Origin of the sequence: Microbispora sp. NBRC 16548, assembly GCF_030268985.1 — a bacterium.
GTDB classification, from domain to species: Bacteria; Actinomycetota; Actinomycetes; order Streptosporangiales; family Streptosporangiaceae; genus Microbispora; species Microbispora catharanthi.
Genome location: NZ_BSSF01000004.1, coordinates 250,009 through 264,876 on the forward strand (window position 1 = coordinate 250,009; position 14,868 = coordinate 264,876).

General features: G+C 71.1%; 13 protein-coding genes. 7 read left to right on the top strand and 6 right to left on the bottom strand.

Annotation, left to right across the window (positions count from 1 at the left end; translation table 11 throughout):
* Window positions 1-172 precede the first annotated feature (172 nt).
* A complete protein-coding gene (locus QSK36_RS12330) occupies window positions 173-1,291 on the top strand; it encodes a magnesium and cobalt transport protein CorA (protein WP_183537778.1) in 1,119 nt (372 codons plus the stop codon).
* Between the two features lie 81 nt (window positions 1,292-1,372).
* Here QSK36_RS12330 and wrbA read toward each other — a convergent pair whose 3' ends face one another.
* A complete protein-coding gene (gene wrbA / locus QSK36_RS12335; RefSeq protein WP_285782478.1) occupies window positions 1,373-1,990 on the bottom strand; it encodes an NAD(P)H:quinone oxidoreductase in 618 nt (205 codons plus the stop codon).
* A gap of 161 nt (window positions 1,991-2,151) precedes the next feature.
* Between wrbA and sigJ the strand changes: the two genes are divergently transcribed.
* The 3 genes from sigJ (at window position 2,152) to QSK36_RS12350 (ending at window position 4,644) form a co-directional block, all read left to right on the top strand.
* Window positions 2,152-3,087 carry an RNA polymerase sigma factor SigJ gene (gene sigJ, locus QSK36_RS12340; protein ID WP_183537776.1) on the top strand — a complete coding sequence of 312 codons (936 nt, stop codon included), beginning with the start codon at window positions 2,152-2,154 and terminating at the stop codon, window positions 3,085-3,087.
* 145 nt (window positions 3,088-3,232) lie between these two features.
* On the top strand, window positions 3,233-4,429 hold the full coding sequence (locus QSK36_RS12345) for a cytochrome P450 (protein WP_285782479.1): 1,197 nt from the start codon (window positions 3,233-3,235) through the stop codon (window positions 4,427-4,429).
* Window positions 4,430-4,449: 20 nt separating this feature from the next.
* Window positions 4,450-4,644: a ferredoxin gene (locus tag QSK36_RS12350; protein WP_139573837.1), complete on the top strand. Its 195-nt coding sequence runs from the start codon at window positions 4,450-4,452 to the stop codon at window positions 4,642-4,644.
* Window positions 4,645-4,826: 182 nt separating this feature from the next.
* On the opposite strand, the gene QSK36_RS12355 is transcribed toward QSK36_RS12350, so the two are convergent.
* The 4 genes from QSK36_RS12355 to fbaA form a co-directional block, all read right to left on the bottom strand.
* The gene (locus tag QSK36_RS12355; RefSeq protein WP_183537774.1) at window positions 4,827-5,753 is read right to left on the bottom strand and encodes a glycerophosphodiester phosphodiesterase family protein; all 927 of its coding nucleotides are present in this window, start codon (window positions 5,751-5,753) and stop codon (window positions 4,827-4,829) included.
* Window positions 5,754-5,826: 73 nt separating this feature from the next.
* Window positions 5,827-7,110, bottom strand: a complete 1,284-nt coding sequence (locus QSK36_RS12360; RefSeq protein WP_183537773.1) for an adenylosuccinate synthase — start codon at window positions 7,108-7,110, stop codon at window positions 5,827-5,829.
* A gap of 190 nt (window positions 7,111-7,300) precedes the next feature.
* Window positions 7,301-7,723 (bottom strand): DUF3151 domain-containing protein, encoded by a 423-nt coding sequence (locus tag QSK36_RS12365; RefSeq protein WP_139573840.1) that lies wholly within the window; start codon window positions 7,721-7,723, stop codon window positions 7,301-7,303.
* Between the two features lie 242 nt (window positions 7,724-7,965).
* Window positions 7,966-8,988 (bottom strand): class II fructose-bisphosphate aldolase, encoded by a 1,023-nt coding sequence (gene fbaA, locus QSK36_RS12370; protein ID WP_183537772.1) that lies wholly within the window; start codon window positions 8,986-8,988, stop codon window positions 7,966-7,968.
* A 176-nt stretch (window positions 8,989-9,164) separates the two neighbouring features.
* Between fbaA and QSK36_RS12375 the strand changes: the two genes are divergently transcribed.
* Both QSK36_RS12375 and QSK36_RS12380 read left to right on the top strand, forming a co-directional pair.
* Entirely contained in the window at window positions 9,165-9,845 is a 681-nt protein-coding gene (locus QSK36_RS12375; RefSeq protein WP_240808851.1) for a DedA family protein, read from the top strand.
* Between the two features lie 134 nt (window positions 9,846-9,979).
* Entirely contained in the window at window positions 9,980-10,441 is a 462-nt protein-coding gene (locus QSK36_RS12380) for a hypothetical protein (RefSeq protein ID WP_285782480.1), read from the top strand.
* Here QSK36_RS12380 and pyrE read toward each other — a convergent pair.
* Window positions 10,413-10,970 (bottom strand): orotate phosphoribosyltransferase, encoded by a 558-nt coding sequence (gene pyrE / locus QSK36_RS12385; protein WP_183537770.1) that lies wholly within the window; start codon window positions 10,968-10,970, stop codon window positions 10,413-10,415. The two genes, QSK36_RS12380 and pyrE, sit on opposite strands and share 29 nt — an antisense overlap.
* 188 nt (window positions 10,971-11,158) lie before the next feature.
* On the opposite strand from pyrE, the gene QSK36_RS12390 reads away from it, so the two are divergent.
* Window positions 11,159-14,830, top strand: coding sequence for a sigma factor (locus tag QSK36_RS12390; protein WP_285782481.1), 3,672 nt, complete (start codon window positions 11,159-11,161; stop codon window positions 14,828-14,830).
* Window positions 14,831-14,868: the final 38 nt, after the last annotated feature.

Sequence of the window (14,868 nt, forward strand, 5' to 3'; positions counted from 1 at the left end):
GAGGTGGTCTGGGATGAATTCTGGTGATCCCGTCAGTACGTGCTCGCGCACGTACGTCGTGCGCATTCCCGACCACTCCGAAACTGAAGCCCGAGGGGCAGCTCACGCCTTTATGAAGGGGTGACATCACGTCGCGCGTAGAGCGTGCCGGCTCGGGCGGGAAGGGACCGCCATGCGCTCCTCTCTGCTCTTTCCCCGCATCAACAGGCACACCCGGGTCATGTCCACGCACCTCGGCGCCGCGTCGATGAACGCGGAGACGGTCGTCCGCTGCGTGCCGCCGAGCAACTCCCTCGTCGAGTTCGGCGCGTACGTCGGCGGCAAGAAGGTCGACGCCGCCGGCATTCCCGAGGCCGTGCGCCTGGTCCGCGAGCACAACGAGGCCAATGAGGTGCCCGACGCGTACGTCTGGGTCGGTCTGCACGAGCCCGCCGCGCCCGAGGTCGAGTGGCTCGCCGACGTGTTCGGCCTGCACCCGCTCGCCGTCGAGGACGCCATCAAGGCCCACCAGCGGCCCAAGGTCGAGCGGTACGGCGACTCGCTGTTCGTGGTACTCAAGACCGTCGCGTTCCTCGACCACGAGGTGTCCACGGCGAGCGGCGAGATCATCGGCACCGGCGAGATCATGGCGTTCGTCGGGCCCGACTTCGTCGTGACCGTACGGCACGGGCGGCACTGTCCGCTCGGCGACGTCCGCGAGAAGCTGGAGTCGAAGCCGAAGCTGATCGGCCGCGGCCCCACGGGCGTCCTGCACGCCATCGCCGACCACGTCGTGGACAAGTACCTGCAGGTCGCCGACCTCATGCAGGCCGAGCTCGAAGAGGTCGAGGCGGCCGTCTTCGCGGAGGTCAGCTCCCGCGACATCAACAGGATCTACCAGCTCAAGCGCGAGATGCTGGAGCTCAAGCGCGCCGTCGGACCGCTCCAGACCCCCTTCAACGCCCTTCCCCAGCGACGCAGCATCCCCTCCGAGATGCGTGAATACTTCCGCGACGTCGGCGACCACCTGTCCCGCGTGTGCGAGCAGGTCCAGGCGTCCAACGAGCTGTCCGACTCGATCCTCCAGGCCGCCCTGGCGCGCTCCAACGCCCTCGCCAACGAGGACATGCGCAAGATCTCCTCCTGGGTGGCGATCATCTCGGTCCCCACGATGATCGCCGGTATCTACGGCATGAACTTCGAGCACATGCCCGAGATCAAGTCCGTCTACGGCTACCCCATCGTGATCGGTGTGATGGTCGTCGCCTGCACGCTTCTGCACCGCGCCTTCCGCCGCAACGGCTGGCTCTGACCGCCCCTCCTTCCCCCGGACGCCCGCCGCGCGCGCGTCCCGGCGGGGGTCTCCCGCTCGCCGGGACGCGCGTGTGCGGGATCAGGCGGCGCGGCCGGCGCGGCCGGCCTTCAGCAAGGCCGCGGTGTCGACGACGCGGCGGGCCTGGTGACGGGCCGCCTGCAAGGACACCTCGCCGGGTGAGCCGTCGCCGGCCACGTGCGAGGTGCCGTAGGGATTGCCTGACTGGAACTGGATGGGGTCGGTGTAGCCGGGGGGCACGATGATGCCGCCCCAGTGGTAGAAGGTGTTCCCCAGCGCCAGGAGGGTGGACTCCTGTCCGCCGTGGGCGGTGTTGGAGGCGGTGAAGGCCGAGTACACCTTGTCCGCGAGCTTGCCCTGAAACCAGAGGGGGCCGGTGGTGTCGATGAACGCCCTGAGCTGACCGGCCGGGTTGCCGAAGCGGGTGGGGGCGCCGAACAGCACGGCGTCGGCCCAGACCAGGTCGTCGAGGCCGGCCTCGGCGACGTCGGCGGTGTCCTGGAGGTGCGCGACCCACTCCGGCCTGGTGTTGACGACCTCCGGTGGGGCCGTTTCCGCGACCTTGCGCAGCCGCACGTGTGCGCCGGCCTTCTCCGCGCCCTCGGCGGCGGCCTGCGCCAAGGCGTGCACGGTGCCCGTGGCACTGTAGTAGACGATCGCGACGTTCACCGGTTCCATGATCGGCTTCCTTCCTCAGGGGTGGTCTCAGCGGTACGACGACCCACCCCCTTGGAATGTGAGGCGACGCCGCGACCTCCCAGCACCGAGACCTCACAGTTCGGTGGAGTGTCTCGTCGAACCGAGTGAGGACGGATGCGACCAAGGGGGCCGGCGACACCATGACCAACCCATCCGGGCCGGGAGGCGGCCGGCTCGACCCGAGCCTGAGCGTGATCATGAGCGAGCGGCGCCGGTTGATCAACCTCGCGTATCGGCTCCTCGGCTCCCTGGCCGACGCCGAGGACGTCGTGCAGGAGACCTACGCCCGCTGGTACGCCATGTCGCGGCAGCGGCAGGAGGCCGTCGAGTCCCCCGGCGGCTGGCTGACGACGGTCGCCAGCCGCATCTGCCTCGACTTGCTCGGCTCGGCGCGAGCCCGGCGGGAGCGCTACGTGGGCGAATGGATCCCGGAGCCGCTGCCCGAGCCCGCGGAGTGGATCGACGGGCGGCCGGGCGGCGTAACGGTCGATCCGGCCGACCGGGTCACCCTGGACGAGTCGGTCAGCATGGCCTTCCTCGTCGTGCTCGACTCGATGACCCCGGCCGAGCGCGTCGCGTTCGTCCTGCACGACGTCTTCCGCTATTCCTTCACCGAAGTGGCCGAGATCGTCGGCCGCACCCCGGCGGCGTGCCGCCAGCTGGCCTCCTCGGCCCGCCGCCGCATCCGCGACGCACAGGCTCCCGCGACCCCGGCGTCCCGGCGCGCCGGGATCGTGAGGGACTTCAAGCAGGCGTGGGAAGCCAAGGACATCGACGCCCTCATCGGCCTCCTGGCCCCCGACGCCACCGCGACCGGCGACGGTGGCGGGCTCGCCACCGCCGAGCCTCGTCCGGTCCAGGGCGCCGAGCGGATCGCACGTTTCTTCGTGGACCGGGCCAGTGCGATACCCGGTGTGACGGTCCTGGAATGCACGGTCAACGGCCAGCCCGGTCTGGTGGCCCGGCAGGAGGGCGTCACCGTGTCCGTGATGGCGTTCGACGTCGCAGGCGACCGGATCACGCACATCTGGGCGATACTCAACCCCGACAAGCTCCGGCCGTGGACGGCGGGCTGACAAGCGCGGCATTCGCTTCGGACGCGTACGCTTCGTGACCGGAATCATGAGCAATCAGTCATTGCGATATGTCAGATGATGTTGTTAGGTGGGGGGAGCGGGCCGCTCGACACATCGACCGTTTCCACTCGCACAGGAGCGTGTCATGACAGAGGCGACACCCCGGCTGGCGACTTATCCCCTGACTCGGGAACGTGCCTTCGATCCACCGGACGAACTGGCACGCCGCCGCGCCGAGGCGCCGATCCAGCGGATGACGTACGCGGACGGGCACGAGGGCTGGCTGGTGACCGGCTACGCCGAAGCACGTGCCATCCTGGCCGACAACCGCTTCAGCACCCGCCCCGAACTGCTGCACTCGCCGATCCCCCAGCGCGGGGAGTTCCGCAGCGAGCCCCTGACGCCGGGGTTCTTCCTCCGCATGGACGCCCCCGCGCACACCCGCTACCGCCGCCTGCTGACCGGGCAGTTCACCGTGAGGCGGATGAAGCAGCTCGAGCCGAGGATCCAGGAGATCACCGAGAGCCGCCTCGACGCCATGGAACGCGAGGGCGCCCCCGCCGACCTCGTCGAGTCCTTCGCACTCCCCATCCCCTCGCTGGTGATCTGCGAACTGCTCGGCGTGCCGTACGAGGACCGGGAGAAGTTCCAGCGTGACTCGGCGGTGCTGCTGGACCTGAGCTCCTCGATCGAGGACATCCGGGCCGCGGTGCAGGACCTGTTCTCCTACCTGCACGGTCTCGTCACGATGAAGGCGAAGGAACCCGCCGACGACATACTGAGCGGCCTGGTCGCGGGCGGGGAGCTGACGACAGAGGAGATCGGCGGCGTAGGGCTGCTGCTGCTCATCGCGGGTCATGAGACGACCGCCAACATGCTCGGCCTCGGCACGTTCGCGCTGCTGACGAACCCGGACCAGCTCGCCGTCGTACGGGACGACCCGGCCGCCGTCGAGAACGCGGTGGAGGAACTGCTGCGCTACCTCAGCATCGTGCACATCGGGCCGACCCGTACGGCCCTGGAGGACGTGGAGGTCGGCGGCGCCCTGATCAGGGCCGGTGAGTCGGTGACGCTGTCCATCGGGGCGGCGAACCGGGATCCCGAGCGGTTCGAGGGCGGCGACGCCCTCGACGTGACCCGGTCGGCGCACGGGCACCTGAGCTTCGGGCACGGCATCCACCAGTGCCTGGGTCAGCAACTCGCCCGGATCGAGATGCGGATCGCCTATCCCGCCCTGCTGCGCCGCTTCCCCAACCTGCGCCTGGCCGTGCCGGCGCGGGAGGTTCCGCTGCGGTCCAATATGGCGATCTACGGTGTGCACCGCCTGCCGGTACTGTGGTGAGGAAAGTCGCTGGGGGAACAATGAAGATCAAGGCGGACACCGGACGGTGTATCGGTGCGGGGATGTGCGTGCTCACGCTGCCCCAGGTGTTCGACCAGAGCGAGGACGACGGGACGGTCGTGGTGCTCGACGCCGAGCCTTCGGCCGACGTCGCGCCCGCCGTGAACAGGGCCGTACAGCTCTGCCCGTCCGGCGCGTTGTCCGTGGAGGAGTGAGCCGCACGGGCCGTGCGACGGCGACACGCTGGGCCGGGTGACGCTCAGCTACTTGACGGGCACGGTCTGATGGGCTTGGCTGGTAATCGGCTGTGAAAGCCATTCTTGTGGGTGACCCTGGAGCCCCGCCTCGGTGGTTGAAAAAACCGCCTTCGGGCGGGGCTCTTCCCGTGTCCGAGCGCTCAGGCTCCCACAGGGCGGAGCGGGGTCACCGGGTCGGGCAGCGGCAGGCCGCGGGCCTTCCAGAGGCGGCGCATGCGGTCGGGATAGTCGGTGACGATCCCGGCCACCCCCATGTCGATCAGCCGGGCGGCCTCGTCGGGCTCGTTGACCGTCCACACCACGACCGGCAGGCCCTGCCGGGCCGCCCCGGTCATCAGCGCCTCGTCGACGAGCACGCGGTCGGGGGACAGCGTCGTCGCCCCCACCGCCAGGGCCGCCGCCGCGAGGTCGCCGCCGACCTCGCCGAGGCGGATGCCGTTCATCCAGGCGGGGGTCATCGTGTCGCGCTCGACCAGGGCGTACCGCCGCTCGACCAGCGGTCTGGCGATCTCCAGGATGCGCCAGTCGAAGCTGAGCAGGGCCGCTCTCGACAACCGGTCGTGCCGGTCGAGCTCGTGGACGACCTCCTCCACGAAGCGGCGCGGGTCGGCACACAGGTCGGGACGGGTGGGATCGGACTTCAGCTCGACGTGGAGGCGCACGTGGTCGGCGCCGAGAGCGCCGATCAGGCCGAGCACCGCCCCGAGCGTCGGCATCCGGGTGTCCGGCAGCGGCACCTGCGTGAGCGCGAAGCGGTCGTCCGGCCGTTCGGGCAGCCGCACGCCGACGTCGAGGGTGCGCAGCTGCGGCAGCGTGAGCGCGATGATCGGCTTGCCGACGTAGGGGAACATCTCGTCCCCCGGAACGGCCATGCCCGTGTCGGCGCTGGTCACGGCGGACACGTGCAGGTCGTGGGTGAGCACGAGCTGCCCGTCCGCGGACATGGCGACGTCGAACTCGAGTGCGTCGACCCCCAGCTCCAGCGCGAAGGCCAGGCCGGGCAGGGTGTTCTCGGGCCTCAGGCCCCGCGCTCCACGGTGCCCGTGCAGCTCAACGTTTCCATGCACAGCGGCGTACCCTACCGCCTCGCCCGTCCGCGGCCCGGAACCCTCCGGTTCCGGGCGCGTACGCCACTAATCCTCAGATAAGGGAGCGGATCTGGATGGTCTGGGTGCGGCCCGGGCCGACGCCGATGGCCGAGATCGGGGCGCCGCTCATCTCCTCCAGCGCCCTGACGTACGCCTGCGCGTTCGGCGGCAGGTCCTCGAACGTCTTGGCGCTGGTGATGTCCTCCTGCCAGCCGGGCAGCTCCTCGTAGATCGGCGTGGCGTGGTGGAACTCGGTCTGCGTCATGGGGATCTCGTCGTGGCGGACGCCGTCGACGTCGTACGCCACGCAGACCGGGATCCGCTCCAGCCCGGACAGCACGTCGAGCTTGGTCAGGAAGAAGTCGGTCACGCCGTTGATCCGGGTGGCGTACCGCGCGATGACCGCGTCGAACCAGCCGCAGCGGCGGTTGCGGCCGGTGGTCACGCCGTACTCGCCGCCGGTCTGGCGCAGCCAGTCGCCCTGCTCATCCAGCAGTTCGGTCGGGAACGGCCCCGATCCCACGCGCGTGGTGTACGCCTTGAGGATGCCGATGATCCTGGTCAGGCGGGTCGGCGGGATGCCGGAACCGGCGCAGGCGCCGCCCGAGGTGGGGGAGCTGGAGGTCACGAAGGGGTAGGTGCCGTGGTCGATGTCGAGCAGCGTGCCCTGCCCGCCCTCCAGCAGCACGACCTTGTCCTGGTCGAGCGCCTGCGAGAGCACGAGCGAGGTGTCGGCGATGTGGGGGCGCAGCCGCTCGGCGTAGCCGAGGTACTCCTCCAGCACCTTCGCCGGGTCGAGCCCACGGCGGTTGTAGATCTTGGTGAGGATCTGGTTCTTCTCGCCCACCGCGGCCTCGATCTTCTTGCCGAGGATGCCGGGGTCGAGCAGGTCCTGGACCCGGATGCCCATGCGGTAGATCTTGTCGCCGTACGCCGGGCCGATGCCGCGGCCGGTCGTGCCGATCTTGGCCTTGCCGAGGAAACGCTCGCTGACCTTGTCGATGGCCTTGTGCTGGGGCATGATCAGGTGCGCGTTGGCCGAGATCAGCAGCCGGTCGCAGGAGATGCCCCGCTCGGCCAGCCCGTCGATCTCGCTGAGCAGCACGCCCGGGTCGACGACCACGCCGTTGCCGATCACCGGCACCACGTCGGGCGACAGCACTCCCGTCGGCAGCAGGTGCAACGCGTACTTCTGGTCGCCGATGACGACGGTGTGGCCCGCGTTGTTGCCACCCTGGTAACGCACGACGTAGTCGACGTCGCCGCCCAGCAGGTCGGTGGCCTTCCCCTTGCCCTCATCGCCCCACTGGGCGCCAACGAGAACGACAGCCGGCATGGTTTAACTCCCGCACCAAGACGAAAGCCCCTGACGCAAGCGCGGCAGGGGCCTCTTGCACACAGAGACTACCTGAGGGGCATGCCGACGGTGAACGGAGTCTTAAGTCGCGAGACGGGCCCGTCGTCCCGCGTACGGCCCCGTTCCGGCAGTCGTCCAGAAGTCGTCCGGGCGCTCGTTCAGACGTCGTTCAGGAGTTCGCGGTGAGCGTCTCCGCGGCGGCCTGGCTGCTGTCGCGCAGGAACTGGGCGCAGCGCTCGGCCTCGTCCTTCTCGCCGATCGCCTGGGCCGCCCGGGCGAGGGCGTTCAGGCAGCGCAGGAACCCCTGGTTCGGCTCGTGCTCCCACGGGATCGGCCCGTGCCCCTTCCAGCCCGCCCGGCGCAGCTGGTCGAGACCCCGGTGGTAACCGGTGCGCGCGAACGCGTACGAGGTGACGGCGTGACCCGCGGCGAAGTAGTCGTCGGCGAGAGCGGCCCAGGCCGCCGAGTAGGCGGGGAAGCGGGCCGCCACGTCTGCCGCCTTGGCGCCCGACTCGAGCATCTGCCGCGCCTCGAGGGTGTCCGGCAGCAAGGTGGGCGGCGGGCCGGCAAGGAGGTTCTCGTGCGATTCCATTTGATCAGAGTAATTTACCCGTCTGCAGACCGCTCCCTTGCAACCGTCCTTTTGTTTTGCACGGGCAGGGCTTGTCCGTCGCCGACCCCGCCTGGGGGCGCGAGAAGCCGCTTCCCAATGGAAGCGGAGGAGTCACGGGGACAGTCTTACCTGCTGTCCGCTGTCCAGGTATAGGCCGCCCGGCGGGAGTCCGAAGATCTCTACAAGATGCATCTTCCGGTTCCCGCCGGGCGGCCGTCGCCTTACTTGATCTTGGTGCCCGCGGACTTGAGCTGCTGGCACGCCTCGACGATGCGCGCGGCCATGCCGGCCTCGGCGGCCTTGCCGTACGCGCGCGGGTCGTAGGCCTTCTTGTTGCCGACCTCGCCGTCGACCTTCAGCACGCCGTCGTAGTTGCGGAACATGTGGTCCACGATCGGGCGGGTGAAGGCGTACTGCGTGTCGGTGTCGATGTTCATCTTCACCACGCCGTACGAGATCGACTCGCGGATCTCCTCCAGGGTGGAGCCGGAGCCGCCGTGGAAGACCAGCGAGAACGGCTTCTCCTTGCCGTACTTGGCGCCGACGGCGTCCTGGATCTCCTTGAGCACGCTCGGGCGCAGCTTGACGTGGCCCGGCTTGTACACGCCGTGGACGTTCCCGAAGGTGGCGGCCACGATGTAGCGGCCACGCTCGCCCAGCCCGAGGGTCTCGGCGACGGCCAGCGCGTCCTCCGGCGTCGTGTAGAGCTTCTCGTTGATCTCGCCGACGATGCCGTCCTCCTCACCGCCGACCACGCCGATCTCGATCTCGAGGACGACCTTGGCGGCGGCGGTCTTGTCGAGCAGCTCGCTGGCGATCTGGAGGTTCTCGTCCAGCGGCACGGCGGAGCCGTCCCACATGTGCGACTGGAACAGCGGGTCCTGGCCGCGCGCGACGCGCTCGGCGGAGATCTCCAGCAGCGGGCGGACGAACGAGCCGAGCTTGTCCTTCGGGCAGTGGTCGGTGTGCAGCGCCACCGTCACCGGGTACTTCTCGGCGACCACACGGGCGAACTCGGCGAACGCCACCGACCCGGTGACCATGTCCTTCACGGTGGTGCCGGAGAGGAACTCCGCGCCACCGGTCGACACCTGGATGATCCCGTCACTTTCCGCCTCCGCGAAGCCGCGCAGCGCGGCGTGCAGGGTCTGCGACGAGGTCACGTTGATCGCCGGGTACGCGAAGCCGCCCGCTTTGGCGCGGTCGAGCATCTCGGCGTAGACCTCTGGAGTCGCGATAGGCATGCGAAGTCATCTCCTTCTGACGGTATGCGGCGTGGCAAGTATCCCGAAGGCCGGGCCGATCGGGAAAGCCGGGTATGTGGGGCGCCGGGAAACCCACGGTCATTCCGCGATTCACGGTTTTCCACAGCCCTGCCGCTTCTCAGTCTCATCTCATCCGGGACGGGTAGGCTCGCCCCGTGGACGTGCTCTTGGACCTTCTTGACCCGAAGTGGTGGCTGAGCATGCTCGGCGCCTTCGCGACGATCGGCGTCATCGCCATCGTATTCGCCGAGACGGGGCTGCTCGTCGGGTTCTTCCTGCCCGGTGACTCGCTGCTGGTGACCGCTGGAATTTTCAGCACCGCCGCCGCCGCGCAGGGATTCGGGATCGCGCCTCTGTCCCTGCCCACTCTGCTGATCGGCGCACCGCTGGCGGCGATCGCGGGAGCGCAGTTGGGCCACTTCCTGGGGGCGAAGGTCGGCAGGAAGATGTTCGACAAGCCGGACTCGCGGCTGTTCAAGAGGGAGCACGTCGAGAAGGCGGAGTTCTACTTCGAGAAGTTCGGTCCCGCGAAGGCCGTGGTCGCCGCGCGGTTCATGCCGATCGTCCGCACCTTCATGAACCCGGTGGCCGGCGTGCTGGAGATGGACGCGCGCCGCTTCTTCGTCTGGAACGCCCTCGGCGGTGTCGTCTGGGTCGAGGCCCTGCTGCTGCTCGGCTATTTCCTCGGCAGCAAGGTCGAGGGCATCGACAAGTACATCCTTCCTGGGGTCTTCGTCGTCATCCTTCTCTCGGTGATCCCCATTGTGCGCGAGGTCATGAAGAACCGCCGGGCCGCCACCGCCGCCCCCAAGGGCCGCCACCACGCCCCCCGGTGAAGCCGCCGGTGGGACGCGCCGGCCGTGGGCCGGCGCCTACGCGGAGTCGGCGGATGACCTGCGGGAAAGTGCTGCCGCACAAGAAGTGACCGGTCAGTACTGAGATATGCCTCACACCCGCTACTCTCCCGATTGTGGGACGCCACAGGTCTGATCCCCTCGGTATCGCCAGGCTGGCGCTGGTCGGTCTGGCGGCCGTGCTGCTGCTCGCCGTCATCGTGGTCGGCGCGAGAGCGCTGCTGTCCACGTTCGGCTCGGAGGAGCCCGCCTCCGGCGCGGCCTCCACTTCGTCGGCGCGGCCCTCCGCCGAGTCCTCCGCCGGGCCCTCCACCGAGCCCTCCACGCCCCGTGTGCCCACCATCCGCGTGGTCTGCCGGGCCGACCGGTGTCCCGTGTTCGTCCGGGTGCCCGGCGGCGACGTGCTCATCGACCGGGACCTGGCCCGGGGCGAGCAGGCGTCCTACTTCCAGCCCGAACTCGACGTCGTCCTCGACGACGCGAGCACGGTCCAGGTCTTCGAGAACGGAACCGCCAGGTCCCCCGGCCCGGCCGGCGAGCGGCAGGCGTTCAGTGTGAAGCGATCCGCGGATCAGTGAGCGACAGATCAGTCAGGGAGTAGGCGGAGCGGTACGGCACGCCGGTCGCGGCCAGCGCCTCGTCGCCGCCCCGGTGCACGATCGTCGCGATGCCCACGACCTGCGCACCGGCCTCGCGCAACGCCTCCACTGCGGTGAGCACGGACCCGCCCGTCGTGGTGGTGTCCTCCACCGCGAGCACCCGGCGTCCGGCGACGTCCGGACCCTCGATCCTGCGCTGCAGGCCGTGAGCCTTGCCCGCCTTGCGCACGACGAACGCGTCGAGCGTGCGGCCGCGGGCCGCCGCGGCGTGCAGCATCGACGTCGCCACCGGGTCGGCGCCCAGCGTGAGACCGCCGACCGCCTCGTAGTCCAGGTCCTCGGTGAGGTCCAGCATCACGCGGCCCACCAGCGGCGCCGCCACGCCGTCCAGGGTGATGCGGCGCAGATCGACGTACCAGTCGGCCTCCTTGCCGGAGGACAGCACGACCCGGCCGTGCACGATGCCCTTGTTCTTGATCTCGTCCAGCAGTCTCTCGCGGTCACTCATGAGGCTCAGCGTACGGCCGGTCCCGCGGCGCGGGCCGTACGGGCCGGGTGGCCGGGTGTGGCGTGCGAAAACTACTGAGAGTAAAGAGGCCCCAGCGGTTTAGCCAGGACATGGACTGCGGAATGTATCGCCGTGCAACTCATCGTAATCGCGAGGTCGCAATGCGTAGAGAAGTCCGGCATACCGACATGGAACTGCTTGAGGCCGTGCGGGGAGGCGACACCGCGGCCTTCGGGACGCTCTACCGGCGGCACTCGGCCGCCGCGCGGTCCCTGGCCCGGCAGGTCGTGCGGAGCGAGGACGTGGTCGAGGACCTCCTCGTCGAGACCTTCGCGAGAGTGCTCGAGGTGGTGCGGCGGGGCGGCGGGCCCGCCTGCGCGTTCCGGCCCTACCTCCTCGCGTCGGTGCGCCGCTACGCCGCCGCCGGAGTGGTCGACCTGGCCGACGGCGACTCCCTCTACGTGGATCCCGAACTCACGGGGCTGGAGCGCTCGCCGCTCGCCCGGGCGTACCGCTCGCTGCCGGAACGCTGGCGCACGGTGCTGTGGCACATGGAGATCGAGGGCGGCAGGCCCGCCGACACGGGCCCGCTGCTCGGCCTGTCGGGCAGGGCCGCGGCCCTTCTCACCCGGAGGGCCCGTCAGGGCCTGCGGGAGGCATACCTGCGGCTGCACCTGGAGAACGGCCCACGTGCCGAGTGCCGGCCGATCCTGTCCATGATCCTTCGCTATGTCGAGAACGGCCTGCCCAAGCAGGAGGCCGGCGCGGTCGACGCCCACGTGGCCGAGTGCATCGACTGCCGGTCGGTCTTCCTCCAGCTGGTCGATCTCACGCAGGAACTGCGGGCCGTCGTCGGCCAGCTCGTCGCCGGGCCGGCCGTGGACGACTACCTCGCGGACCTCGCCACCGCGGCCGCCACAGGCTCACGGCCGTACGGCGGCGGCATGACGAGCGGCACGAGCGGGCGCGGGCCGAACGGCCGGGTGGGTGGCAGGGTGGGTGGCAGGGTGGGCGCCCGGGCACGGGCGCGGCTGGAAGCCGTGCGCCATCACATGGGGGCGTGGACGAGCCGCCCGGACCGCCGCGTGAGGGGGGCCGTCCGGACCGCCCAGGGCGGGACCGGTCCTGCAGGGCGTGCGCGCGGACGGGCGGACGCGCTGCTGAGCGGGACGTACGGCCGGGCCCGCACGACGACCCGGCGCGCGTGCGCGAAGGTGGGTGCGGTGCCGGGGGCGATGTACGGCCATGCGCGAGCGATGACCAGGCGTGTGTTCGCGAAGGTGGGCCCGAAGGTGGGTGGGATGCCGCGGGTGGCGTTCGCCCGTGCGCGGGCGGCGCTGGCGCGGCTGTCCGCACTGGTGCAGAGCGTGCCGACGCCGCATCGCGCGGTGCTGGGAGGCATCGCCGTGGCCGCCCTCGCGACAGCCGCCTTCCTGCTCGTCGCCCAGCCGGCGGGCATGCTCTTCACCGGCAGCTCGGGAGGACAGGACGGGACGCGGGCTCTCGACCGCCCGCGGCCCGTGGACAGCGCCGCCTCGCGTTCGCGGGCCGCCACCGGCCACGCCGGATCGTCGGGCGCCGCGTCCCCGTACGACCCGCAGAGGCCGAGCGCCCAGGAGCCCCGGACGGCCGTGAGCACCCCGGCGCCGAATACCGCGGACGATCCGGCGGCCGCAAGCGGTACCGACGGGCCGAGCGCGGGCATCGCGCTCGGCATGCCCGAGATCACCGGAAGGGTCACGCCCGGTGCCGACCGGCAGCCGCCGCGGGAGGAGCCCACGGCAGGGGAAGACACGGCCCGGGAAGACACGGCACGGGAAGCCACGGGCCAGGAGGCCACGGGATCGCTGCCCGGCCGTGGCAGGGCGGGCGAGGATGACCGGGCCCCACGCCGCGACGACGGACGACCGGCGGCCTCCGGCGTCCAGGGCCCCGCAGGCGGACAGCACGCAAGTGCCGGCCGCGAGACCGGGCGTCTCACGGGTCGCGGGCAGGACAGCGGGGGACAGGCGGGCCGGCGTGCGGTGAGCGAGCCGGATACGACTACCGTCCTCGCCGGTCGGGACCAGGACTCTCGCGACGCCGACGCCTCACAGGCCTCGGCCCCCAAGCGGGAGCAAGTGCGAGGTCAGCTCTCCCGGCGCCCCTACCAGGACCATCGCGCCCAGGCCCGCGCGCAGGGCGGTACCCAGGGCAGCGTCCAGGCCCGCGCGCAGGCCGGGGCACGGCAGGCACCGGAGCGGGCTCGTGAGCGGCGCGAGTCGCAGGCAGGCCGTCCGGCCACCGATCGCTCCCCACTCGTGCGGCCAGGAACCGCACATGGCCGCCCGCAGGCAGAGGAGCGCGGCCGTGAGGCCCGCGAGCATGCCCGATCGGGCCGGAGCGACGCCGGTGGAGCCCAGAAGGCCGCAGGTGGCGGGAGAAAGGCGAAAGAGGCGCTCGTCGCCGCAATCGATCCGCTCGGCGCCCTGCTGCGCGGCCAGCCCGGACTCGTCGCCGTACGGCTGCGCAACGCGGGTGACGCGGCCACCGGCGAGGTCACCGCGACGGTCACCCTCCCGCCCGGCGTCCGCTACCTGGGTCAGGACGGGCGCGGAGGCCGGAGCCGCGCGGCGGGCGGTGGTACGCGACAGGGCCACGAGCCGAAGCCGGGCGGCGGTACGCGACAGGACCATGAGCCGAGGCCGGGCGGCGTGGGGCAGGACGGTGCCGTGCGGGAGGACCCCGAGTCGAGCGACGGCGCCGGTCAGGGGCGTGCGGCGGCCGGGCGCGCGGAGCGCGCGCGTTCGGGAAGCGGCGCGGGTGACGGCTGGTCGTGTGAGGCGTCGGGCCACCTGGCGTCGGGCCAAGTGGTGCGGTGCGTCCGGGGACCGCTCGCGGCCGGTGAGGTGACGGCGATCTTCCTGAAGGTGGCCGTGGCGGCGGACGCGCCCACGGGCCGGGCCTTCACGGTACGGGTGCGGTCGGGGCGGCTGGAGACCACCGCGGAATCGACCGTGGGGGTGCGCGCGTCGGGCGCGGCCGCGCGCTTCGCCGCGGACGGCCGCCTCCTCGCCCGGGTCGTCGGCAACGCGCTCGTGAGCTCCGCCGCGCCGGCCGCTCCCTGCGGAGCCGCCGTGGGCGGCAGGGATTCGGGCGTGAGCGTGCCGGTCGACCTCGACAGGGACCCCTCGACGCGTACGTCCAGTTGCGCCGATCTCGACCTGCCCGCCGGCAGCCAGGTGTTGTGGGCGGGCCTCTACTGGTCGGGCGGTGGCCGGGGGGCGGTTCCCGCGGAGGACATCCGGGTGCGCGCTCCGGGGATGCTGGGATACGCGCCCCTGCACGCCGCCGAGGTCGCCCGGCGGAATCTGCCCACCGGGTCCGGTTATCAGGCGTTCGCCGATGTGACCTCTCTCGTCCGCACGGCGGGTGGAGGCCGCTGGTGGGTCGCGGGCGCCCCGGCGCGTACGGGAACGGTCCGGCACGCGGCCTGGGGTCTGGTGGTGATGGCCGAGGACGCGCGGCAGCCGTACACGCGGGCCGTGGTCCTGGACGCCGCGGCGGTCATCGGGAGCGAGGAGAAGGCCCTGCGGCTCCCCCTCGACGGCCTCGCCCCGGGCGGCGCGCCCGCGCGGATCGACCTGATGGTGTGGAACGGCGAGGGGGTCAGGGCAGGGGTCGTCACCATGAGTGATCGCGCTGGCGGGGACCGGGAGGACCGGGGCCGGGAGGGTGTCCTGGGCCAAGGAGACGACGGAGGCGTCGCGGTCGACACGCTCCACGCCCTCCTGGGACCCCACCCCGCACTCCAGCTCGCCACCCGGCGCGACCCCGTCTTCTTCGGCGTCGCGGTCGTGAGCGCGAGAACGTGGTCTTGACAATTCCCCTCACTGCGGGGAGGGGAGCCGACCGTCGC